Annotated in this window: 18 protein-coding genes; 7 read left to right on the top strand and 11 right to left on the bottom strand. The window is 63.8% G+C overall.

Annotated features, from left to right (window positions below; all coding sequences use genetic code 11):
• Positions 1-127: 127 nt before the first annotated feature.
• The 11 genes from GEMMAAP_RS02500 to GEMMAAP_RS02450 form a co-directional block, all read right to left on the bottom strand.
• Entirely contained in the window at positions 128-2,026 is a 1,899-nt protein-coding gene (locus GEMMAAP_RS02500; protein WP_026849290.1) for a glycosyltransferase family 4 protein, read from the bottom strand.
• Positions 2,023-5,037, bottom strand: a complete 3,015-nt coding sequence (locus GEMMAAP_RS02495) for a hypothetical protein (RefSeq protein ID WP_026849289.1) — start codon at positions 5,035-5,037, stop codon at positions 2,023-2,025. Before GEMMAAP_RS02495 ends, GEMMAAP_RS02500 begins: the two co-directional genes overlap by 4 nt.
• Positions 5,034-6,776: a hypothetical protein gene (locus tag GEMMAAP_RS02490; RefSeq protein WP_043580173.1), complete on the bottom strand. Its 1,743-nt coding sequence runs from the start codon at positions 6,774-6,776 to the stop codon at positions 5,034-5,036. The genes GEMMAAP_RS02495 and GEMMAAP_RS02490 overlap by 4 nt, the downstream gene beginning before the upstream one ends.
• 177 nt (positions 6,777-6,953) lie before the next feature.
• A complete protein-coding gene (locus tag GEMMAAP_RS02485) occupies positions 6,954-7,721 on the bottom strand; it encodes a polysaccharide deacetylase WbmS family protein (RefSeq protein WP_026849288.1) in 768 nt (255 codons plus the stop codon).
• The gene (locus tag GEMMAAP_RS02480; RefSeq protein ID WP_075071393.1) at positions 7,714-8,313 is read right to left on the bottom strand and encodes an acyltransferase; all 600 of its coding nucleotides are present in this window, start codon (positions 8,311-8,313) and stop codon (positions 7,714-7,716) included. The genes GEMMAAP_RS02485 and GEMMAAP_RS02480 overlap by 8 nt, the downstream gene beginning before the upstream one ends.
• Entirely contained in the window at positions 8,306-9,220 is a 915-nt protein-coding gene (locus GEMMAAP_RS02475) for a class I SAM-dependent methyltransferase (protein WP_043580171.1), read from the bottom strand. The genes GEMMAAP_RS02480 and GEMMAAP_RS02475 overlap by 8 nt, the downstream gene beginning before the upstream one ends.
• Positions 9,217-10,395 (bottom strand): DegT/DnrJ/EryC1/StrS family aminotransferase, encoded by a 1,179-nt coding sequence (locus GEMMAAP_RS02470; RefSeq protein ID WP_043580169.1) that lies wholly within the window; start codon positions 10,393-10,395, stop codon positions 9,217-9,219. The genes GEMMAAP_RS02475 and GEMMAAP_RS02470 overlap by 4 nt, the downstream gene beginning before the upstream one ends.
• Before the next feature lie 12 nt (positions 10,396-10,407).
• Entirely contained in the window at positions 10,408-12,306 is a 1,899-nt protein-coding gene (asnB, locus tag GEMMAAP_RS02465) for an asparagine synthase (glutamine-hydrolyzing) (RefSeq protein ID WP_026849287.1), read from the bottom strand.
• Positions 12,307-12,335: 29 nt separating this feature from the next.
• On the bottom strand, positions 12,336-13,328 hold the full coding sequence (locus tag GEMMAAP_RS02460) for an NAD-dependent epimerase/dehydratase family protein (protein WP_026849286.1): 993 nt from the start codon (positions 13,326-13,328) through the stop codon (positions 12,336-12,338).
• 134 nt (positions 13,329-13,462) lie between these two features.
• Positions 13,463-13,957 carry a flagellar assembly protein FliW gene (fliW, locus tag GEMMAAP_RS02455; RefSeq protein ID WP_026849285.1) on the bottom strand — a complete coding sequence of 165 codons (495 nt, stop codon included), beginning with the start codon at positions 13,955-13,957 and terminating at the stop codon, positions 13,463-13,465.
• Positions 13,958-13,962: 5 nt separating this feature from the next.
• A complete protein-coding gene (locus GEMMAAP_RS02450; RefSeq protein ID WP_026849284.1) occupies positions 13,963-14,874 on the bottom strand; it encodes a flagellin N-terminal helical domain-containing protein in 912 nt (303 codons plus the stop codon).
• 270 nt (positions 14,875-15,144) lie between these two features.
• On the opposite strand from GEMMAAP_RS02450, the gene GEMMAAP_RS02445 reads away from it, so the two are divergent.
• The 7 genes from GEMMAAP_RS02445 to fliG all read left to right on the top strand — a co-directional run bounded on the left by GEMMAAP_RS02445 (position 15,145) and on the right by fliG (position 21,466).
• Entirely contained in the window at positions 15,145-16,623 is a 1,479-nt protein-coding gene (locus tag GEMMAAP_RS02445) for a sigma-54-dependent transcriptional regulator (RefSeq protein WP_026849283.1), read from the top strand.
• A gap of 376 nt (positions 16,624-16,999) precedes the next feature.
• Complete coding sequence (locus GEMMAAP_RS02440) at positions 17,000-17,299, top strand: hypothetical protein (protein WP_026849282.1); 300 nt, start codon at positions 17,000-17,002, stop codon at positions 17,297-17,299.
• Positions 17,299-17,922: a flagellar basal body rod protein FlgC gene (locus GEMMAAP_RS02435; RefSeq protein ID WP_026849281.1), complete on the top strand. Its 624-nt coding sequence runs from the start codon at positions 17,299-17,301 to the stop codon at positions 17,920-17,922. Before GEMMAAP_RS02440 ends, GEMMAAP_RS02435 begins: the two co-directional genes overlap by 1 nt.
• A gap of 158 nt (positions 17,923-18,080) precedes the next feature.
• Positions 18,081-18,461 carry a hypothetical protein gene (locus GEMMAAP_RS02430; RefSeq protein ID WP_026849280.1) on the top strand — a complete coding sequence of 127 codons (381 nt, stop codon included), beginning with the start codon at positions 18,081-18,083 and terminating at the stop codon, positions 18,459-18,461.
• 25 nt (positions 18,462-18,486) lie between these two features.
• Entirely contained in the window at positions 18,487-18,801 is a 315-nt protein-coding gene (gene fliE / locus GEMMAAP_RS02425; protein ID WP_053333972.1) for a flagellar hook-basal body complex protein FliE, read from the top strand.
• 13 nt (positions 18,802-18,814) lie between these two features.
• Entirely contained in the window at positions 18,815-20,410 is a 1,596-nt protein-coding gene (fliF, locus tag GEMMAAP_RS02420; protein WP_026849278.1) for a flagellar basal-body MS-ring/collar protein FliF, read from the top strand.
• Positions 20,411-20,425: 15 nt separating this feature from the next.
• The gene (gene fliG / locus GEMMAAP_RS02415) at positions 20,426-21,466 is read left to right on the top strand and encodes a flagellar motor switch protein FliG (protein WP_075071599.1); all 1,041 of its coding nucleotides are present in this window, start codon (positions 20,426-20,428) and stop codon (positions 21,464-21,466) included.
• Positions 21,467-21,472 lie beyond the last annotated feature (6 nt).

Here is a 21,472-nt window from a genome sequence, read left to right as displayed (position 1 = left end):
CCGGAGAGGAACGAACCCGAACGGTCTATGCTTTTGCATAAACCGTGCCTCCTTCAAGTCCTTGCAGATCAACACGTTACACGTACGCTTCCAAGCCTGCTGCGGCGTGTGCGGCAAGATCTGCCGACTAAAGCTTCCGGTTCATGGCGGCGGCGATCGCCGCCGCGTGCCGGCGCGCCACTTCCAGTCCGAGCACGGCCACCTCTTCTGTAAGCTCCGCCGGCGCTGCCACCCCCGTCCGGGGCACCCGCTGTCGGGCGGCGTGCAGCGCCTGTTCAATGGCGTGTACAGTGTGCGCGCTGTCGAAGTGCGCCACGATGTGTTGGCGCGCCGCCGCCGAGGCCCGCTCGCGCGCGCGCCGGTCGCACCAGCTGGTGAGCGCCGGGAGATAACTCTCCACCGTTCCGGGCAGCGGTGCAACGAGCGAACCCGTGCCGGGCACCACCAGCTCACGCTGGCCACCGACATCGGAGACCACCGGGACACAGCCCATCGCCATCGCTTCGTACAGGGTGCGCGCAATGCCTTCAATTTCGCTGGGCGCAAAGAACAGATCGGCGGCGGCGTACACCTGCCGTAACGTGTCTTCGTCCACTTCACCAAGCAGACTGGCCCACGGTTCGAGCCCGCGGGCAACCACGGCGTCATGCAGCTCCCGCAGCAGCGGACCGTCACCGGCAACGACCAGTCGTACGTCATGCCCTGCCGCCCGCAGGCGCTCGAGCGCATCCACCGCCAGCAGCGGACGCTTTTCGGGGGACACCCGCCCGGCAAAGAGCATGACGATACTGTTGCCGTTGGCTCCGAACGCCGTGCGAATCTCTTCCTGGTCCACCCCGTCGCGGGACCACCAGGCCGTATCCACTCCAATGTGTGCCACCTGCGTACGCGAGGCGTCGGCTCCGTCACGGATCATCTGTGCCGCCAGGGCCGCACTGGAGGTCACCTGCGCATCAAGCGCATGTGACCACCGCGCCGACATGGTGGCATAGCTACCGTACATCGGGGCTTCAAACCATTCCGTATGGACGTAGTCCACGAACGCCACGTCGGGAAATGTGGCTCGCAGCGTCATGAGGAGACGGTACCCGAGAAAGGAGTGACTCATGAACACCACGGTGATCCCGCGGCTGCGAATGAGATGCTCCAGGTAGGCAACAATGCCACTGAACGGTACGACCGATGGGACATGATGAATGTCCGGTGCCACCGCACGCACCTGCGCGAGCCGCCAGTCACTCCGCCACCACTCGAGCAGCGCCGTGGTGACCACGTGACCGCGCGCGGCTAGACGCGGAATGAGATCAGCATTGAAGGCCGCATACCCGCCCATGGGGAATCCCTGCAGCAAGGCCAGCACACGCTCGCCACTGGCATCGTGGCAAACCACCGGCAAGGTGGGTACCACGGGCGCCTCCACCCGCTGCAGAGGAATGCCCGACGGCACCAGCAGCCGCGGCTCCACCAGATCGCGCTCACTCAGCGACAGCAGCGCGAGCGACGCCTCTGCCTGCAGCAGGTCGCCCTCGGCCTCGGCACCCGAGGAGACATCGCGCAGGACCGGATCGAGCCATCCTCCCACCGCGCCAGTGCGCAGTAGCGACACCACACTACGCAGCGTGATCCCCGGTGTGGCACGACCGGAGTCACCGGCGAGACGCCACACGGCATCGCCAAGTGCCTGCCGCACCTCGCTTGTGCGGAACGCCACCACGTTGAGCATCATGCGCAACGACGTATCGGGCGCAGACTCGGAATACGTACCGCCAGACACCCACCCGGCACGAGGATGCGTCGCCAGATACCACGCGCAACGCTCGCACGCGGTCGCATCAAGTTCTGCCCCCGCCGCCACCAGCACGAGCAGACTGCTCGAGATCGTGGCCACCGATTCCCCTGGTGCGAGCACACGAACGGTGACTGACTGCTCAGCCAGCGACGCAAGCGTGCGCTCACGCGCCGCGGGGTCGGTTCCCACCACCAGCACCAGCGGTCGCGTGTGGTCGTGCAAGACGCCGCGGGTCATTCCTGCGCTCCCTGCGACAACCATTGCAGCGTGCGCAGAATCTGCGCCTGCGCACTGCGGCGCGCCGACAATCCGGCTGGCCAGTACGACTGCATCAGATCGCGATGGACGGCCTGTACGGTCCACGCATCGGGTGAGAACTCCGCCAGCGCACGCGCTCGGCCTGTCGCCATTCCCTCGCCATGACGGACGCTTCCAATTGTGGCGGCTTCCTCAGCCGTGGGAGACAGGATGACGCGCGCCAATCGCTTCATGGCGGCATCTGGCGATATGGCGGCGGTCTCTAGCGGTGTGGCCACCTCGCGGAAACGCTTTGCGTACTCCAGCACACCATCGCGCAGCTGTTCGTGGGCCTCCTGCTGGGCCGCATCGTGATCCACAGCACTGTGCACCGGCTCGACACGTCCGTGTCGCTGTTCAAAGGCGCGCAGGCTGCCACGCGTAGTGCTGCACACGAATTCCAGCAACTGCGGCAGCTGCATGATGGTTTGCTGACGCGCGTGTGGACGCCCGGCTTCAAAGAGGTAGCCAGCCATCGCACTCCCACCCATTTCCACATGGGCGGTGCCTAACGTGCCAAGGTAGTAGCCGGAGATGGACGCCGAGCGGTGCTCAAGCTCCAACGCGGCCATGAGGGATTTCTGAATGGTCCCGTTCCATCCGATATCGACGAGCGCGACGCGCCCACCATCCAGCACCCCTTCCTGCGCGAGATAGCCCATCAGCAACGCCCGCTCTTCAGCCGACCGTGCATGCAGCGCCTGCTCCACCGCCGGCTGCTGCAGCAGGCGGGACACCCGCATCATTGCCGCACGGTCCTGTGGATCAACCATCTCATCCCATGACGCAAAACCAGCCGCTGGAAATGCCGACGCCATACGATTCGCATCTACGCCCAATCGACTGAGAAACTCACGCGCCGGCCGTGCGTTCTCGGTCGCGGTCAGTTGGCTCCACAGCGTGCTACGGCGTGCGTCGAAGGCCGGCAGGACAAACGCGCGGCGGGAACTCTCCAGAAGAGACGAGGTGGGCCCTCCGTCGTGCGACGGATCACCAGCGCCCAGCGCCTCGTATACCGCGTGCAGAATTTCTCCGTCGCGAAGCAGGAAGTACGCGCGCGTGATGCCGTCAGCACGGAAACGCTCGCGCAGCCACAGCGCAAACCCGGTGAGCAACGGCCCCGCCACGCTAAAGCCAAAGCGAAACCAGAAGGGCGCGGGCGGCTCCAGCGTACGCGCACCGATCGCAGCAAGACCGAGAGCCACCGAATCGGCAGCGGTGTCAGCCGAGCCATCGTCGGAGCGAATGGAGGCCCACGGATGTGCTACCGCCACCAGACCGAATGACAACGGCACGGACTCGTCACCAACGGGGTGATCACCGACATGGAGTATCTGCGATGGGTCGACCCCGGTCTCCGACAGCACGCGGCGGAACATGGTCCCCTCGCTCTTGCTGGCCCGCAGGTTGGCCGAACTGACCACTGTGATGCCACGCATATCATAGCCGCAGTGCGTCAACAGCTCGGCCAGAAAGTCAGCATCGTGGTAGGTATCGCTCAGGCACCACACCGTCTTTCCGTCCTGGACGGCGCGGGCAAACCACCGCTGCAGTAGCGCGTGTCCTTCACAGAGCGCGCGTTCAACCGTGCATTCTGCATCCACCATGCGGGGCACTGCCGCGTCTGGCAGCGCCAGCATGCCGGCCAGCACGGTATGAATATCACGCAGGGTCACTTCGGTAGAGCCGTGCTCCGCATAGCCGCGACGGCGCGCTTCCTCTTCGGCATCCTGCCGAGCCTGCGAGAGTGCAAGCGGTGCAAGAGGCACATCGCGAAATGGCTCGTAGCGCGCCAGATGCAGAAACACATCGGTGGCCGCCGACGCCTTGCGGACGAGCAGCGTATCAAAGATATCGAACGAAACGATTTGCGCCGATGCCCATGCAAACTCCAGTTGTGCCAGAGCCAGCTGTCCTTTACTGGGCACACCGCCCAATTCGCGCGCACCGGGGGCCAACGTGTCAGTGATGGCGTCAAAGAGCGCCTCACTGGGTTGCTGCAACGCACCATCGCCCGCAGCCGGGGCGACTGGTGCGACACGTTCGGCACGCTCCATGAACGCCGCGCTCATGGAGAAGATCGTGGTGGCCATCGTGTCGGGCTGCGCGGGGACCAACTGCATCCCGTCCTCATCCTCCGACAGGATGAAGTGCGAGAAGCCAAGGACCGTCAGCACCGCCTCGGCGACCGCTGCGCCATCACTGGTGCGCGACCAGGCGACTGCGCCAATGAGCCCGCGCTGCTGAACGTGCTGCGCCCCCGCGAGAAGCGGTGCCACATTGTGCGCCTCGCCGGCATGCACGATGAGATAGCTCGTGGATGCGAGGGGCGGGTACGTCACGGCATCGAGTGGGGCAGAAGACTGGACTGTGATCCATTCCGCACAACCCGTTAAGCGTGCCGAGTTCTGCAGGTCACCGGCCGCTTCCTCCGATGGGGCGATGGCAATGACCGGGACGGGCTCCACACAGGTGGCTGCAGTGAGGCTCGCAAACCCAAGCCCTGGCGACGCGTCAACAAAACAGTCCCCTTTGACGAGAGCTTCGTCGAGAAACAGTCGCAACTCTGCATCAACGCCCGTGGGACCATGCTCGGTGCGCAGCGCTTCAGCCAGCGACGAGAGATTCGTACTCGTGACGAAGAAGCGCGGGGCACCCTGCAGGTCAAGAGTGACCGAAGGAATGGCGGGGGTCCCGTGCTGCTGCAGCAGGCTGGCGAGCGCGGCGTCGCACGACGTGAGGTCGGCATGGCTGGTGGCGCCAGTGCTCTTGCCAGTGTCCAGAACGGCCGCTGCACGCAGCAGCCCCGTGGATCGCAGCGCGCGTACCAGTGCAGATTTGCCCTCTACCGCGCTCTGTTTTGGCACCGCCTGCCGCTGCGCCTCGGCAATGGCCCAGTCGTATGGCTCTGCTGCACGGGATTGCGCCACCACCCCGGTTTCCTCCGTCATGCCGACGCGGCTGCCGCAGCCATTGCCCGCTCGCGCGCAATCTCACGTGCCGACTTTGGCTTGGGAAAAAGCAAGTCCACGGTGCTGCCTGCACCCGTGGCCGCGGTATTGGGCTTGAGATCCTGCAGAGAAAGGACGGCGAAACGTCCGCTGGTGTACTGGACCTGACGGAGGCGCAGGGTCTCGAGAATGGGAGCGGTATTCGTGTGATCGTACAGCCACGCGCTGTCTACGACGATGAGATCAATTCCGTATTTCTGAACCAGAGCCGGAAGATCGTCGCGCAGATACTCATTGCCGTCCACGGTGTCGTCCATCATGTAGCGAAAACGGTCATCGCCGGGTTGCACGACGTGCTGGAAGTAGAAGGACACACGTTCACTTCCGGGCATGGCTTCATCCAGCAGGAGATCATGCAGCAAAAAGGCCGCCTTCACAGGGACGGTGGCAATACGCACCGGCACCCCAAGCGATACGAACCGCTTCAGCATCTCCCGTTCGCCGCCGAAGCCCAAGGCGGGATACTGCATCATGATCTGCGCGGTAGTCCACTGCCGATGAGCCAGTTGCGCCACCAGCAGGGTAACGGCCACGACCACGCCGAGCACTGCGGCCGCAAGGGCACGCTCCGGTTGACCGGCGGCAAAGAGCACACTCAACACGGCGATGCCCCCGAGCGCGTGTTCGATATAGCGTTCGGCTTCCCCCAGGAAAACCAGTCGGGGCTGCGTGGTGAGAAAAAACAGAACGCCGGCGGAAGCGCATACGATGGCCAACGCGCGCGTGAGCGGCGCGGCTAGCGCGCTGTCCACGCTACCTGCCGATATGGTCATGCCCACAAAGGCAAGGAATGGCGCCACTCCAGCCAGCATTTTCCACCACGCTGACCGCTGCAGTTCCGTGCCCAACGTCCAGCCGTTCCGGAAGGGAGAGGCAAACAGCGTGAGCATTGCCGCGGTACGTACACGCCACGGGCGTGCGCGATAGCTGGCGGCATTGGCCACGGTGCGCTGGACCACGCTATACCAGCGCCAGTGTACAAACTTGTGCTGCAGCGTTTCGCGTACGCCGAGCCCCTTCACTGCGTAGCCCGAGCCAACACCGGCCATCAGCGCCACGACCGGCCACGGCGACCAGGCCACCAGGGCCGTACACACTGAGAGTCCCACCATGGACTGCATGCCGAATTGCGAGGTGAGCACCGTCAGCCACGACAACGGCACCATGGCAAGCGCGACAGGCACGGCCAGGTCAGGGCGCGCCACGAGGGTCGTGAGCCCGGCAATCCACAGCGTATTGAACAGCAGCCCCATGGCCCGCGCATTGGGGGCCGACACCCGGGCGTGCTCGACACCGGGCAAAAGCAGGGTGTTCAGCCCAAACGCGAGAGCAACCAGTAAGGCCACTTCGCGGGGCAGGTCGGGAGCCAACCAGAGGATGGCGCCCCAGACGAGGAGCGTCGTGGCGGTATCGGCGAGGTAATTCAGCCAATAGCGCAGCTGCGCCCAGCGTTTTCGGTCAAAATGACTGACAATCCAGTAGACGAGTGGGGGGTACCCGTACGTCCCCTGAATAATGGAGTTTTCGGTCGTGAAGCCCAGCCAGCGCTGTTTACGCTGGGCAGCCGTCACGCGCACCGATCCCACATTGTCGTTCGACGAATTCGTCGCATCGGACAACATGGCCAAGCGTGCCAGCGTGGTGAGCACGGCCAGGAGGATGGCATGGAGGATGAGCATGCGCTCCCGTTTTGCAACAGGTGTGCCAATGCAGACGCTAGCCTAAGCCCTTACAATACAGAATCTTACAGAGTCAGCCTATAACTTGGATCGGCGCCAGATCATGCCGTCCGGCAATTTCTTCCGGGACCGAGTTCCCACCTCCCCTGCCATACATCGGAAAGCGACGGGGGTGCTCTAGTCCAACAGCGGCGCCACCAGCTGCGAGACCGTTGCCCCGCCGCCCCGCTCGCGCAGCCACATCACCGCTTCGCGAAACGCCTGACCGGCCCCACCTTGCCGGGGGTTCCCCGCTTCGCCGGCCTCACCCCGGGCGTCGCGAAGATCATCGGCGGTGGCCTCCTGAAGAGAGGGCACTCGGCGCTTCAGCGCTTCATAGGGGTGCATGGACGCCGCGTCGAGCGCCACGTGGATGGGGTGGAAATTGAGGACACGCCAGCCTGGCACGCCATCACGGAATGCCGTAGCCAACGCCCAGAGCGGTGTCTTCGCGACCATCTCGACATCGTCTTCCCACCAGAATGGCAGTCGAATGATTTCCCCCGACGGCAGCGGCAGGCGATGCGGGGCCAGATGCGGCTGATGGCGCAGCAGGAGGCTCACATCCACGCGCAGTGGCGTGGTGCGGCGCATCAGATCGAGCAGTCGAGTGGATTGGAGCAGCCCGTGCGTACGCACCGCGCGAGCGTTTGGCAGCCAGGTCGCACAGTGGGCCAGGACCTCCGCCTCGGAAGCTCCGTGCGTGGAGCCGGCGAAAAAATTGGGATGCCAGCCGAGCTCGAACTGCTCTGGATGTGCCTGCAAGCGGGCAATGGCAGGAGACCAATGGGTGATGAACCACGTGGCCCGTACACCGGCATCGAGCAGCGTTGACGCGACGTCATCGATACAGGCGTCGGGGGCCCAGTCCACATCGAGCGTGATCGCCACCACGGGATCAGTCACGCAAAGCCTCCCCCTCACCCGCTGGGCCATTGCCATAGTGCAACGTGACCTCGCCGGTGGCCGTGAGCTCTACTCGCCCGATGACCCGCGCCGGAGCGCCCCCCACGATGCTGAACGGTGCGACCGATCTGGTCACCACGGAGTTGGCTGCCACCAGACTATGCGCGCCAATGGTGACCCCTTTGGCAATGACACTCAGGGGGCCGATGTAGCAGTGATCGCCAATGTGCACCGGTTCGCGGACGTATTCGGCACGGCCGCCGGACAATGCCCAGGCCACCGAATCGTGGGTGTACAGCTGAACACCGGCGGAAATGGAACAGGTGTCACCAATGGTCAATCCACCGGAACCATCCAGCACGGTGTGCGGCCCAATCCAGGTGCGTTCACCAACGGACACCTCACCAATCACCAGCGCGCTGTCATAGATACTCGCGCCTTCGCCAAACCCCAGGGTGCGCGCACGCGCCCAGCGGTCGGACACGAGATCACCAAACGGAACACTGCGCTGATGCTCCGCGCGCAAGCGCGCGGTTTGGGCGTCGTACAGCTGTCGCAGCTCCTGCAAGAGGGCGGCGGGACGCTCAGACATACGTTGCACCGGCTGAGACACGCCGAGCCACCACGGTCATACCGGCCTCCTCAACACGCAGCGTCTCCACCTCCAGTCCGGCCGCGGTGCACCAGGCGCGCACCTCCTCGGGGGTTTGCCGGTGGCAATTGGCCGGTCTGAACCAATCGAAGTTGATGTGGTTCATCTCGTCCACGCTGAAGTCGGCGCGATAGAACGCCTTGCACACATGCCAGTAAAAAAATCGCTGCAGTGGGTAGCTGCCTTTGGGGATCCCCAGCAGCGGGATATCCTCGGGCACGTCAATGGTACCCTCCAGCGCTCCCAACGCGATGCCGAGTTTGGTGAGTGGCTCCAGGGCCGCCCAGGCCTCGGCATCACTCAGAGGCATCAACTGCTGCCGGATGTGATCATCGGTAAACTCCCGCACAACACTCTTTTTGGCGTACACATAAAACAGCGCCCGTCCGCCGTCGCGCAGCAATCCGGCCAGATGACGCAAGGTGGTGGCCGGATTGTCCGTGTGGTGCAATACGCCTTCACTGAACAACAGATCAACCGAGGCCGGCGGAAGGTCTACCGTGGCGATATCCGCGCGCATGAAGCGCGCCGGAATCTCCGCTTCGGCGAATCGCTGTGCCGCGACCTCTACCGCCGACGAAATATCGACGCCCACATAGTCATGGTCGCGGAGTCGCTCTCCAAACAGCAGCAAGGCCGAGAAGCCGGCGCCACAGCCGGCATCCAGAATGGTTTTGGGGCCGCCGGCCAGCCACGCGTCGAGCACCGCGGCGTCCCCCCCACAGTAGCGGGAGAGGAGCCACGCCCGCGACGCATCGCGCACCGCTGGCGATTCATAGCTGTCGCGACGGGCCCACTTGTATCCGAACGCGTCCGACGTCTGCTGCTGCGTAGACGAGGTGGTCATACGGTACCGGCAAAGGTCTCGTGCAGTGCCTGCACAACCTGTTCACAGTCACTCGCCGTCATGCCGGCGTACATGGGCAACGTGATGGTGCACCGTTCAGCCAGCCAGGCGTTGGGGAAGTCCGCAGGGCGGTATCCGTATCGGTTGGTGTAATAGTCCAGGTGCGGGGGAGCGTGGGTTCCTTGCCGGGTAATCACGCCGCGGGACTCGAGGGCCGACATACCGTCATTGCGGCGATCGAACAGGCGCCCCCCGGCCTCGAGGGTCACCGGCTCCGGTTGAAACAGGCACACGTACGATTGCTGCCCATGACGAACGCGGGGATCCCGGCGTGGTGGCCGCAGCCATTCAACGCCCTGCAGGAGCGCGTCATACCACGCGGCGGCCTGTCGTCGCCCCGCCATGATGGCGGACGCTTTGCGCAACTGCGACGTGCCCAATGCGCCCTGAATATCGGTCATCCGGTAGTTGAAGCCGGCATGATGATACTCCGCCAGCAAGAACGAATGGCGCCGCGCGTGCCGCTCCAGATCCGTGCGACTGGCCCCGTGATCGCGCAGTGTGCGAATGAGAGCAGCCTGCTCGGCGCTGCCCCCGATGACCATGCCACCTTCGCCCGTGGTGATCGACTTGCGCGGATGAAACGAGAAGCAGCCGAACGTACCGAAGGTGCCGACATGCTGACCATCGAGCCAGCTGTCAAAACCGCAGGCGGCATCTTCCACCACCCACAACCCATGCGTGGCAGCCAGGGCCATGATGACATCCATGGGCGCCGGTTCACCAAAGAGGTGCACGGGAATGATGCCCACCGTTCGTGGCGTCATGGCGGCAGCGATCGCCGCCGGATTGATGTTGAAGGTGTCGAGGTCCACATCAACAAACACCGGCGTTGCACCAAGATGCTCCACCACATTGGCGGTGGAGACCCAGGTGAACGCCGGCACGATGACCTCATCGCCCGGCTTCACCCCAAGGGCGGCCATGCACAGCTGCAGCGCGGTGGTGCACGAAGTGGTCGCCATTGCGTGTGGCGCCCCCGTCCACTCACCGAATCCGCGTTCGAACGCCGCCACAAACGGTCCCTGCACCACCCAGCCGCTCTTGAGCGGTTCCTGAATGCTGGCCAGGTCGTCGTCGTCGAAGATGGCGCGGGTAATGGGGAAGTGATTCACAGATAGAAGACCTCAGGCCACCACGGCCGTTTCGTTGTCGCGGAAGCGTCGCAGCCACCACTCGAAGCAGAGCAGTGACCAGATCAGCAAGCGATGATTCACCTGCCCTGACATGTGCTCATCGAGCAGAATGCGCGTGGTATCCGGGTCGATGTAGTCGTACAGACGGGCCTCCCGGGTACCGAGCAGGGTGCGGATGTAGTCGATGCTCTGCCCTTTGAACCAGCTGGCATCAGGGGCGGAGAACCCCTGCTTGCGGTCGTTGGCGTATCCGGCGGGTACATAGCGCGCGAGCGCCTTGCGCAACACCACCTTTCCGTCACCACGGGTGTTCGACAGCTGCGCCATCTTCTCGCGCAAATCGTTTTCGTTCAGACGGACAATGCGGTCCACGTGCTTCAATTTGTAGCGCACGGGCACACGCAGGGCGAAGTCCACCAGATCATTGTCCAGAAATGGCGCACGTGTCTCCAGGCTGTGCGCCATGGACAGCTTGTCTTCCACCAGCAGCAGCCCGTGTAGAAAAGTGGTGAGCTCGAAGTACAGCGAGCGATTCACATAATCGTCGGGCGCCATGGCCAGGAACGACTGCCGGCGGAGCACCGATCGGAACGCCTGCTCGGGCGGATGCTGTTGCTGTACCGCCTGCAATTCGGGGCGCCAGAACGTGGTACGATGCGCATCCGGCAGCAGGCGTTGCCACGATTCGTAGTAGCGCGACAGGAACTGCGCGGCATCGTCGTTCCGCACATTGCGATAGTAGCGCCACGGATAGCCGGCGAAAATCTCATCGCCGCCCACACCGGACAGCACCACTTTTACAAAGCGCGACGCGAGCCGAGCAACATAGTAATTGGGGTAACTCTGCCCCACGCGCAGATCTTCCAGATGCCACACCAGCTCCGGCAAGACGGTTTCCATGTCCCCGGCTTTTAGCACCACCTGGTAGTGCTCCGTCTTGTAGGTGGCCGCCAGCGCTTCCGCTTTGGTGCGTTCGTCAAAGCCCAGCTCGAGACCGGAAGCAGATGACAGATCAAAGCCACCGGTGAAGGTCTTCACGTGGCGGTGCTGCAGCGCGGTAATGCAGGTCACGGCGCCCGAGTCAATGCCGCCACTGAGGTAGGTCCCCACTTCCACGTCGGCCGATGTCTGGCGTTCCACTGCCCGGCGCACCAGTCGGTCCAACTCCTCCACGTACTCAGCCTCGGCAACCCCTTTCTCTTCCGTAAAGCAGTAGTCCCACCACCGCTGCGTGCGAAACGATGCGGCGTCCCCCAGGGAGACGGTCAGGGTGTGAGCCTGCGGGAGCAGCGTCACCCCCGCAAAGAGCGTGCGGTCACTGAGGATGTTCTGAAAGGTGAAGTACTCCACCAGTGCCGTTTCATCCACCGTGACGCGGACGTCGGGGTGCTGCAGTAACGACTTCACCTCGCTTGCAAACAGCAGGGTGCGCCCGTTCCACCAGTAGTACAATGGCTTCATGCCGTAGCGATCGCGTGCCAGCAGCAGGCGAGAGCGCCGCCTATCCCAGAGCGCAAAGGCAAACATGCCGTTGAAGCGCTCCACGCACCGATCCCCCCAGGCGCGATACGCTTCCAGCACCACTTCCGTATCGGTGTTGGAGCGGAACGTGGCGCCGCGCTGCCGTAGCTCGTCGCGCAGTTCACGCCAATTATAGATTTCGCCGTTGTACGAAATCACCAGCGTTTCGTCGCCGGCGTGCATGGGCTGGTGGCCGGCGCGCGTGAGATCCAGAATGGCCAGCCGTCGGTGTCCGAGGCCAATTCCGTTGCCCAACCACTGCCCTTCCCCATCGGGCCCACGATGTCGCACGACGTCCGTCATGCGCTGAAGGACGGGGCCCGAGACCGGCCCTCCGTCCATCTGCAGTATACCGGCGATGCCGCACATGGCTCAGGGCGTCCGGTGGGCGCGAACGATCACCGGTGCGCGGCGGCCTGTGCCGCCACCCGCGCCCGATGCGCATCGCGCCACGCGATGAGGCGCGACAGACCGTCGGGTAGCGCAATGGTAGTTCGAAAGCCAAGGTCACGCGCGGCTTTCTCCGGGCAACCCACCCGATTGGTCACGAATACCTGCGCCTGAGGCTCGTACTGGATCGCCAGCGTCGATTCCCGTAGCAGGAGCAGCATTTCTGCCAATTCGCGCAGCGAGGTTTGCGTGCCGCTGCCGACGTTGTACGCTTCGTCGGAGCGGTCGCTTTCGAGCGCCAGGACATTGGCGCGCGCGCAGTCGCTGACATAGATGAAATCGTACGATGCCGCGCCATCGCCGTGGATGATGGGGGGCAATCCGCGATCGAGCCGATCGAGGATCTTCATGATCACGGCAATGTAGGTGCCTTTGTAGTCCTGCCGGGCGCCGTACACGTTCATGTAGCGCAGCATGGCGGTGGAGAGGCCGTAGCGCTTCGCGAACGCATGCACCATGGCTTCCCCGGCAATCTTGGTGGCCCCGTAGAAGGTGTCGTTATGGAAGGGGTGCTGCTCGGTCATGGGCAGCGCCACCGCATCGCCGTACACGGAGGCCGAACTCGAGTACACGAGCCGCTCAATGCCATGATCGCGACAGGCTTCAATCACGTTGAAGGTGCCGCGCACATTCACGTCAAAGGCGGCGCGTGGGTACTCGTGACATTGCAGGAGCCAGAGCGCCGCGAGGTGGACGACACACTGACTTTCGCCAACAGCCTGGGAGAGGATGTCCGACTGCAGAATGTCGCCGCCGGCCTCAAACACGCGCACCCGGGGATCGCGCAGGGCGTCGGTGAGGTTGTCCAGCGATCCACGACAGAAGTTGTCGTAGACGATGACCTGACCGACATCACGGGTGAGCAGTTCGTCTACGACGTGCGAGCCGATGAATCCGGCGCCGCCAATGACACAGATGGTCTTGCCGCGAAGATCGCGCATGCCTGCCTGCCAAGCGACGGGAGTGGCTCGTGGGAGTGCGAGCGTCCGCACCCATTCATGCGCTGGAAGCATGGCGCAGGAGTGCCCACTTCGCAATCAGGAGCGTCACCAGCGTGAACGCTCCCTGCCTCGCCTCAGCTCAGATGCAGCCCGTCGGCCTGAGCCGGATACCGCGTCAGGTCCACCGCCATCGTGAGTGGATATTGTTCGTCGCGGTTTACCACCTGCTTCACCAATCGCTCCGCCATGTTGAACACGAGGGGCGCGCGAAAGTTGCCGGCCACGGGCTGGTCCGGCGTGGACGGCATGGAGAGCAGGATCAGCGCCAGCGCGTCGGACTCGTCGTGCAGTGCCAGCGCCTCACGCTCGGCATCGGCCAGATCGATACTGTAGCCGTCGCTGGCGATGAATGGATCGGCCAGCACGAAGGTAGTGGGGGTGTCGCCCGTGGAGATGAACCACCACAGCCCGGCCCGCGCCGCCGGCAAGAGCGCGAACTCTTGATGCCCTTCAAATCCCCACATGGGCGTCACGAAGCGCATCACCGCCTCCCGGGGCACCTCAAGGGTCCCGAACGTGTGCGTGATCGTAACGGATTCCGGCGACTGTTCCATGACGGCGTGACTCATGTACGTCAGAGGTAATTGGCCAGGCTGAGCCCAAGGATGCGCGAGGTCGCGCTCATGGCCGCCTGATACAGGGTCTGCTTGCCAACCAGTTCCACCATGGCCTTGTCCACTTCCGTGTCGCGCAGGTCGGCCCGGCTGGCTTTGAGATTCACTTCGATCGTTTCGAGGTTCACCTTGGCGTCATCCATCTCGTTGACGCGCGCGCCCTGCGTGCCGATCAAGGCCTGCACATTGCTGTTGGCGGCCAGCAGGCGGCTGCTGGCCGCCTGAATGGCCGCGGGATCGTTGTTCCCCAGCGCCGTGGAGAGTTCCCGCAGGGCGTCCAGCGCATCCGTGTCGAGAAAGACCTCGGTGGCGTTGTGATTCGGCGTAATGAATTTGCCATCGCCGATCTCGAGCGAGATGGAACCGCTCGGGTTGACCGGGTCACCGGCGGCATCGAGCAGACCGCTGAAGGAGCCGGTTGTCGGCGTTGGCGTGGCAAACGGCGCTTCACCGCTGCGATGCCCGCCGAACAGATATTCATCGCCAATCCGGGTGTTGCCCAGTGACGCCGCATAGTTCAGCAGGGAATCCACCTCCTGCTTCACAATCAGGCGCGATTGTGCATTGGCCGTGGCAGTGGACTGACTGATGCCCAACTCGATACCGCGCGTCAGCACGTTGGTGAGCTGATTGAGTGCCCCTTCCTCCGCGACGGCCCGCGCAATGCCCGCATCTGCGTTGCGACGGAACTGGGTGATCGCGCGCATGGAGCTGCCGATGCGCACCAATTCACCGCCACTGGTCGCGTCATCCGACATTTTCCGGATCCGCACGCCGGTCGCGATATCGTCACGCGCACGATCGATGCCCTGCAAGCCTTGCTGCAGGCGGAGCTGACTCCGGGAGGTGATGATCGAATTGGTGACGCGCATTGGCACCGGGGCTGATCGGGGGCCGGTCGATCTCCGAAAGGAGTGACCGTCTATAACTGAGTATCGGAAGCCCCCGGTTGACCTTTAGCTGGCTCATCCATAACGCCTGATCCAGAACGGACTTTAGCGTTTTGGCGGCCATGCGGCTATTTTTGCCGGGTGCGTCTCCGAAGAAGGACGCACGCAGTGGTCGGGGGTCACAGTGTCGGAAAAAAGCTCACAGTGAGCGCCACTCTGGGACCCGGCGGCCGGTCTCCCCCTCCAGAACCCATGGCCACCATCCTGTACGTCGACGACGAAGCGGCAGTCGGCCTGATTCTCGAGGACACCCTCGCCCAGGCCGGTCATTCGCCCGTTGGCGCCCGGAGCGTGCCCGAGGCCCTGCAGGTGCTCGAGCGCGGCGGGATCGACCTCATCATCTCCGACTACAGAATGCCGGGGCTGACGGGGCTGGAGTTCATCCAGCTGCTTACGCGGGAGGGGTATGACATCCCGCTCATCATGCTTACGGGGCATGCCAGCATCGAGCACGCGGTGGCCAGCATCAAGGCCGGGGCGATTGACTACATCACCAAGCCCGTCCGCCCGCAGCAGCTGGAGCTGGCCGTGGACCAGGCGCTGGAGTTCGTGCGCCTGCGCCGCGAGAACGAAGCCCTCCGCAAGGAGGTCATGCAGTTCCGCAACGAACGGCAGATCATTGGTGATTCACCCACCATCCGCCGCATCCTGCAAACGGTCAGCATGGCGGCCCCGACCCGGGCCACCGTGCTGTTGCAGGGAGAGTCCGGTACCGGCAAGGAGCTGTTCGCCCGCGCCATCCACGACCAAAGCGAGCGTCGAGATAAGCCGTTCATCAAGCTCAACTGCGCCGCCCTCCCCGAAGGACTGGTGGAATCGGCGCTCTTTGGCCATGAAAAGGGCGCCTTTACCGGGGCCATCAAGCGCGTGGAGGGGGCCTTCGAACGCGCCAACCGCGGGACGCTGCTGCTGGACGAAATCTCGGAAATGCGCCTTGATCTGCAGGCCAAGCTGCTCAGAGTGTTGCAGGAGCAGGAATTCGAGCGCGTGGGTGGAACGGCACCCATCAAGGTGGATGTCCGTATTGTGGCCACCACCAACCGCGATCTGGCCATGGAAGCCGATCACGGGACGTTCCGGCAAGACCTCTACTATAGACTGTCCACCATTCCGGTCCTTATTCCGCCGCTCCGCGATCGCCCCGAGGACATTCCAGTCCTCGCCCTGCGCTTTGCCATGCGCGTGGCCGCCGAACTGGGGAAGAAGATCGAAGGGCTGTCGCCGGACGCCCTTGAGGCGCTGCAGCACTATCCGTGGCCAGGCAACGTCCGCGAACTGCAGCATGTCATTGAGCGCGCCGTCATTCTGACCCCCGATCCGGTCATCCAGCCCCATTGCCTCGAAGGGACGCGGTTTGGTCTGGCACACTCTCTGGGCGCCCCCAACATGCGCCCCCGAGCGTTTGCCACCCCGGGGGCCGTTCCCATGCTGGCCGTCTCCGGTGCCGCCGCCGCTCCCGGCGCCCCCGGCGTCGCGGGCGCCGGGGGGACCAACGGCAACGGGATTGCCCTCAACTCCCTCAATGTCGCCGATGCCGAACGCGTGCTCATTCAGCATGCGCTACAAGCTGCCGATAATAACCGCACGAAGGCAGCAGAACTCCTGGGGATCAGCGTGCGCACCTTGCGCAACAAGCTGAACGGCCCGGGCAAGGACGACGGCGAAGACTGACTGGCCATCCAGGCGGTCACCCATCACCCGCAGCCTGAACTCATAACCCGAAACTGATCAGTTCCGGGTCTTGAGTTTGCGTTTCGAGTTGAGGGTTTCCTTCCCACTCGGCATGTGTTGCCGGGCAAGCGCCAGATGTCCACACGGCAACTTGGATCACATTCCAACCGGCAAAAACTTCCGTTTTGCCGGTTTTTGTCGTCCCCGGCAGAACCTGCCCCCTGCCTCCTGCCCCCTGTCACCCGCCGTCTAACACTATGTAAAACATAGACTTATTGAATAACCACACTTGTAGAGCGGCAACCTGAGCCTTGTGGCCCGCCCATTGCTTTTATCGGAACCGGATTCGCTCGCCCTTTCACTCCGGTACCCACTGATGCTCTTCGGACTCATCGATCGCACCACCCGCGCGACGTCGCTCAAAGGAGCACTCGACCAAAGTGTCGAGCGGTCACGGGGTATCGCGGATCGCGTCTCCAAGGCGACGCTGCAGAACGGGGACGGCTTTGCCCTCGAGGCCAAAGCCGGCCAACCCCAGACCACGGCCAATCCGGTCAACGTGGAAGACGAGATGGTGGCCCTCGCCGACGAACAGCTGCGCTTTCTCGCGACGTCGCGCCTCCTCGAAAAGACCTACGCCAGCCTGCGCACCGCCATCAAGGGAGGTAACGGCTGATGCCGATCAATCCGATCCGCCAGCCTGCCCTCCTGCCCATTCCGGGGCAGCAGGTGGTACGCCCCATGTTCAAGTCCATGGGCATCGCCGCCAGCGGGATCGCCGCCCAACGGCAGCGCATGGAAGTCATTGCCCAGAACATCGCCAACGCCGACGTCACGCGCGGCGCCGATGGCCAGCCATACAAGCGCCGCGAGGTCATTCTCGAGGCCGCGTCGTCGCAGACCGCCGTCTACAACCCCGGCAATCCGGCCGCACAGGCCATGGGCTCGAGCAGCGCCAGCAATGGCGTTTTCGGCTCGCCCGCCTTCGACGCACCCGCCATGGAAGACGGCCCCAAAGCCATTGAAGTACCGGTGCTCTCCGCTCAGGGAGGGGTCGGTGGCCCCATTGGCGGTGAGTTCGGTGTCCGCGTTGCCGGCATTGCCGAAGACCAGGGTGCGGGACGCTTGGTCTACGAGCCCGGGCATCCGGACGCCAATGAAGCCGGTTACGTGCGCTACCCCGATGTGGATACCACGCAGGAGCTCGTGAAGCTCATGGATGCCAAGCGCATCTACGAAGCCAACGCGGCCGTGTTCACGACCGCCAAGTCGATGCTCCGCGCGGCCCTCGACATCTGACGAGTTCATCACCCAGCTAACCACCTGTTGCGGCGGGTCCGGGATTCAGTACGAGGTCACCTCCTCCTCCTCCTCCTCTCCGACACCGCATTGAGTCCCGGCCCGCCGCTCCTTTCTCCTCGCGTTCGTCTCACTCCTCGCAGCACCCGATCGGTCTTATGAGCATCAACGGCATCAACTCCACTCCGCTGCTCCCGAACCTCGGCGCCAACCGCGCCGAGTCGGCGCGCACGCAGAATGCTGGCCAGAACGGCCTTGATCGTGCGAGCCTGGCCACCCAGCAGGCGCGCACGGCCAACGCCAATGCGCTCAAGCCGCAGACGCCCATCGCCGGACAAGGCGCCGCGCAGTCAATCGTGCCCGCTGACGCACCGGCTGGCACCGACCCCGCGTTCTGGAGTGTGCTGACCACCGAGGAGCGGAACTTCTTTGCCAAGACCGCCAACCTCGGCCCGCTCACGTACAGCCGCTTCAAGGCCGCCACGGAACCGCAGACGCCCCCCGCGGCGCGCGGTGTTCGTCTCGATGTCCGCGCCTAAGCTCTCTTCCTGAACGGACCCGCTCATGCAGACCCGTCTCGATCTCTACGCGCGCGGCCTGGCCGAATTCGGCCAGGACAAGGCGCTGACGCAGCAGCTCCCCATCACGGGCGAGAGCAACAACTCGTTTGGCGATACGCTCACCAAAGCGATCAACGAAGTGTCCGACACGCGCGATCGCGCGGGAGATCTCGTGCAGCGTTTTGCCAATGGCGAAAACGTGGAGCTGCATCAGGTCATGGCGGCCAGCGAAGAAGCCGGCATTGCCCTCGACATGATGATCGAGCTCCGCAACAAAGTCGTGGAAGCGTATCGCACCGTGATCTCCATGCAGTCCTGAGTTACCCACGCTGATGAACTCCCTCTTCGAATCGTTTGCCGGCCGCGGACGCCAAATCGCCTTGATTGCGATAGGCGTGCTGCTCACTGGCCTGATCTTTGGCGTATCGCGTTGGGCCACTGCGCCCACCATGGTGCCGCTGTACGCGGACATCCCGGTGGAAAACGTGAAGGCCATGACCGACAAGCTCACTGAGTCCAACATTCCCTTTGAGCTTGATCGCACCGGGAGCACCATCAAGGTGCCCAGTGAGGAACTGGCGAAGGCCCGGGTGGAACTGGCGGCGGGTGAAGTGCCGAACAACGGGCGCCCCGGCCTCGAACTGTTCGACAAGCCCACCTGGGGCATGACCGACTTCACCCAGAAGGTGAACTATGGTCGCGCCCTCGAGGGAGAACTCGAGCGCACCATCAGCAAGATGAAGAATGTGAAGGGCGTGAAGGTGCACCTCGCCCTCGAAGAAGACAAAGCCTTCAAGCAGAGCGAGCGCCCGAGCAAAGCCTCGGTGACGCTCACGATGAACAGCGGTGACGCCCCCGCACATGCCACCGTGCAGGGCATTGCGCAGTTGGTGGCCAGCAGCGTGGGCGGGCTGGAGCCCGAGCACGTCACCATCGTGGATGAGCGGGGACAGGCGCTCACGATGCAGGACGAAGGCTCACTGGCCGGACTGACAAGCCGTCAGCTCACCGTGCAGAAGGAAGTCGAAACGTACATGGAGCAGAAGGCGGACAAGCTGCTCTCCAGTCTGGTGGGCAGTGGCAACGCCCGCGTGCAGGTGGCCGCGGCCATCAACTTCGACAAGGTCGAGCGCACGGTGCAGGCGGTGGACCCGGAAAAGCAGGCGATGTCTACCGAACAGAAGGCCGAAGTGACGCCCAGCAATCCGCAGCAGGGCGCCGGGTACAGCACCTCCGCCACTTCGTACGAAAACACGAAGAGTGTGGAGAGCTTCAGCGGCGCCATTGGCAACGTGAAGAAGCTTACCGTTGCCGTGCTCGTGGCCGACAAAGTCACACTCCCGCCACTCGACACCACCGCCACCGAACCGGCCCCGCCCGTCATCACCGCGCGCACCCCGGAAGAGCTGACGCGCATTGAAGCACTGGTACGCAACGCGCTCGGCGTGGACTCGCTGCGCGGCGACATGATCTCCGTGGTGAGTGCGCCCTTTGACATGCCGCAGCCGGTGGTGACCGCCCCCGACACCACCGCGGCCCCGCAGGACATGATTGCCAAGATCCAGGCCAACCCGAAGCCGGTCGTCGCACTGGCCGCGCTGGTCGTGCTGCTCATCCTCGGCTTGGCCGCCGTGTTCATGCTACGCCCCAAGAAGAACAAGGCGCTCGACGCCGGAACGCAGCCGAACGCCCTGACACCGGGCACGGCGTACGCCGAATTGCCGGCCAGCTCGCAGATGCAGACGGCCATGCAGGATATGCAGGACATGCAGGACGGCTATGATCAGCCTGAGCAAATCGAGGAGCGTCGCGCGCCCATCAAGCTGCCGCCGATGCCCACCACCCCTGAGCGTGAACAAGCCATCGCCACCGTGGAGCAGCGTCCCGACGCCGCACTTCGTGTGACCCGTCAGTGGCTGCGCCAGTAAGCCCCGATGAGCACCATGATCGCAATCTCGAAGAACGCCACGGAGCGCTGGGCCCCCGAACGACTCACGGGGCGTCAGAAGGTGGCCATCGTCTGCATGGCGATTGGTGCCGAAGCCGCGGCCACGCTGACCTCCGCGTTGCATCCGGAAGAAGCGGAAATTGTGGCACTGGAAATGGCGCAACTCGATCGCGTGCCTCCCGCCACCGTGGACTTCGTCCTCAACGAGTGGCTGGAAGTCACGCTCGGCGTGGATTCCCTCAGCACGGGTGGCGTGGAGTTTGCCAAGGACGTGCTGGAAAAAGCATTCGGCCCGGCCAAGGCCCAGCAGATTCTCAAGCGTATTCAGGGGCAGCTGGCCGACAGTGACCGCTTCGGGCGTCTGCGTCGTGCCGATCCGCAGCAGCTGGGCAACACGCTGCGCGGAGAACACCCGCAAACGATCGCGCTCATTCTGGCGCACCTCGATCCCGCGCACACGGCCGCCATCATTCGTGAATTCGAACCGGCGCTGGGCGGCGAGGTGATGTTTCGCATTGCCAGGATGGAAAAGGTCTCGCCTGAGATGATCTCGCTGGTTGAGCGTGCCATCGGCAACGAAGCGGATCTGGCGTTCTCCCAAGGCATGTCGAGCGTTGGTGGCCCGGCCGCCGTGGCCGCGGTTCTCAACCTCGTCAGCAGCTCGCTCGAGAAGGAAGTCCTCGATCTGGTCTCGGAGAAGGATCCGCATCTCTCCGATCAGATCAAGAACCTCATGTTCGTCTTCGAAGATCTCTCCTCGCTCGACGACAAGTCCCTGCAGCGACTGCTGCGCGAAGTGGATGTCAAGCAACTCGCGCTCGCCCTCAAGGCGGCAAGCCCGGATCTCAAGGCCAAGATCATGGGCACTATGTCGCAGCGCGCCGTGGCGGGGCTCAAGGAAGAGATGGAGTTCCTCGGACCGGTCAAGATGCGCGACGTCGAAGCGGCCCAGACCGATATCGTCTCCAAGGTCCGAGCCCTCGAAGAGACCGGCGAAATCGTGCTGAGCGCAGGCACCGACGATGTCATCGTCTGACCCGAG

Source organism: Gemmatimonas phototrophica (assembly GCF_000695095.2).
In the GTDB taxonomy this organism is placed as follows: domain Bacteria; phylum Gemmatimonadota; class Gemmatimonadetes; order Gemmatimonadales; family Gemmatimonadaceae; genus Gemmatimonas; species Gemmatimonas phototrophica.
The sequence above is the reverse complement of the archived record's forward strand: the minus strand, read 5'-3'. Positions and strand labels throughout refer to the sequence as shown.

Bases quoted from the DNA above. Each gene is read 5' to 3' on its own strand.
- GEMMAAP_RS02435 (WP_026849281.1), top strand. From the start codon at position 17,299: ATGCCGATCAATCCGATCCGCCAGCCTGCCCTCCTGCCCATTCCGGGG.
- GEMMAAP_RS02445 (WP_026849283.1), top strand. From the start codon at position 15,145: ATGGCCACCATCCTGTACGTCGACGACGAAGCGGCAGTCGGCCTGATT.
- GEMMAAP_RS02480 (WP_075071393.1), bottom strand. From the start codon at position 8,313: ATGTCTGAGCGTCCCGCCGCCCTCTTGCAGGAGCTGCGACAGCTGTAC.
- asnB (WP_026849287.1), bottom strand. From the start codon at position 12,306: ATGTGCGGCATCGCCGGTATACTGCAGATGGACGGAGGGCCGGTCTCG.
- fliE (WP_053333972.1), top strand. From the start codon at position 18,487: ATGCAGACCCGTCTCGATCTCTACGCGCGCGGCCTGGCCGAATTCGGC.
- GEMMAAP_RS02430 (WP_026849280.1), top strand. From the start codon at position 18,081: ATGAGCATCAACGGCATCAACTCCACTCCGCTGCTCCCGAACCTCGGC.
- fliW (WP_026849285.1), bottom strand. From the start codon at position 13,957: ATGAGTCACGCCGTCATGGAACAGTCGCCGGAATCCGTTACGATCACG.
- GEMMAAP_RS02475 (WP_043580171.1), bottom strand. From the start codon at position 9,220: ATGACCACCTCGTCTACGCAGCAGCAGACGTCGGACGCGTTCGGATAC.
- fliF (WP_026849278.1), top strand. From the start codon at position 18,815: ATGAACTCCCTCTTCGAATCGTTTGCCGGCCGCGGACGCCAAATCGCC.
- GEMMAAP_RS02440 (WP_026849282.1), top strand. From the start codon at position 17,000: ATGCTCTTCGGACTCATCGATCGCACCACCCGCGCGACGTCGCTCAAA.
- fliG (WP_075071599.1), top strand. From the start codon at position 20,426: ATGATCGCAATCTCGAAGAACGCCACGGAGCGCTGGGCCCCCGAACGA.
- GEMMAAP_RS02500 (WP_026849290.1), bottom strand. From the start codon at position 2,026: ATGACCCGCGGCGTCTTGCACGACCACACGCGACCGCTGGTGCTGGTG.
- GEMMAAP_RS02495 (WP_026849289.1), bottom strand. From the start codon at position 5,037: ATGACGGAGGAAACCGGGGTGGTGGCGCAATCCCGTGCAGCAGAGCCA.
- GEMMAAP_RS02450 (WP_026849284.1), bottom strand. From the start codon at position 14,874: ATGCGCGTCACCAATTCGATCATCACCTCCCGGAGTCAGCTCCGCCTG.
- GEMMAAP_RS02460 (WP_026849286.1), bottom strand. From the start codon at position 13,328: ATGCGCGATCTTCGCGGCAAGACCATCTGTGTCATTGGCGGCGCCGGA.
- GEMMAAP_RS02490 (WP_043580173.1), bottom strand. From the start codon at position 6,776: ATGCTCATCCTCCATGCCATCCTCCTGGCCGTGCTCACCACGCTGGCA.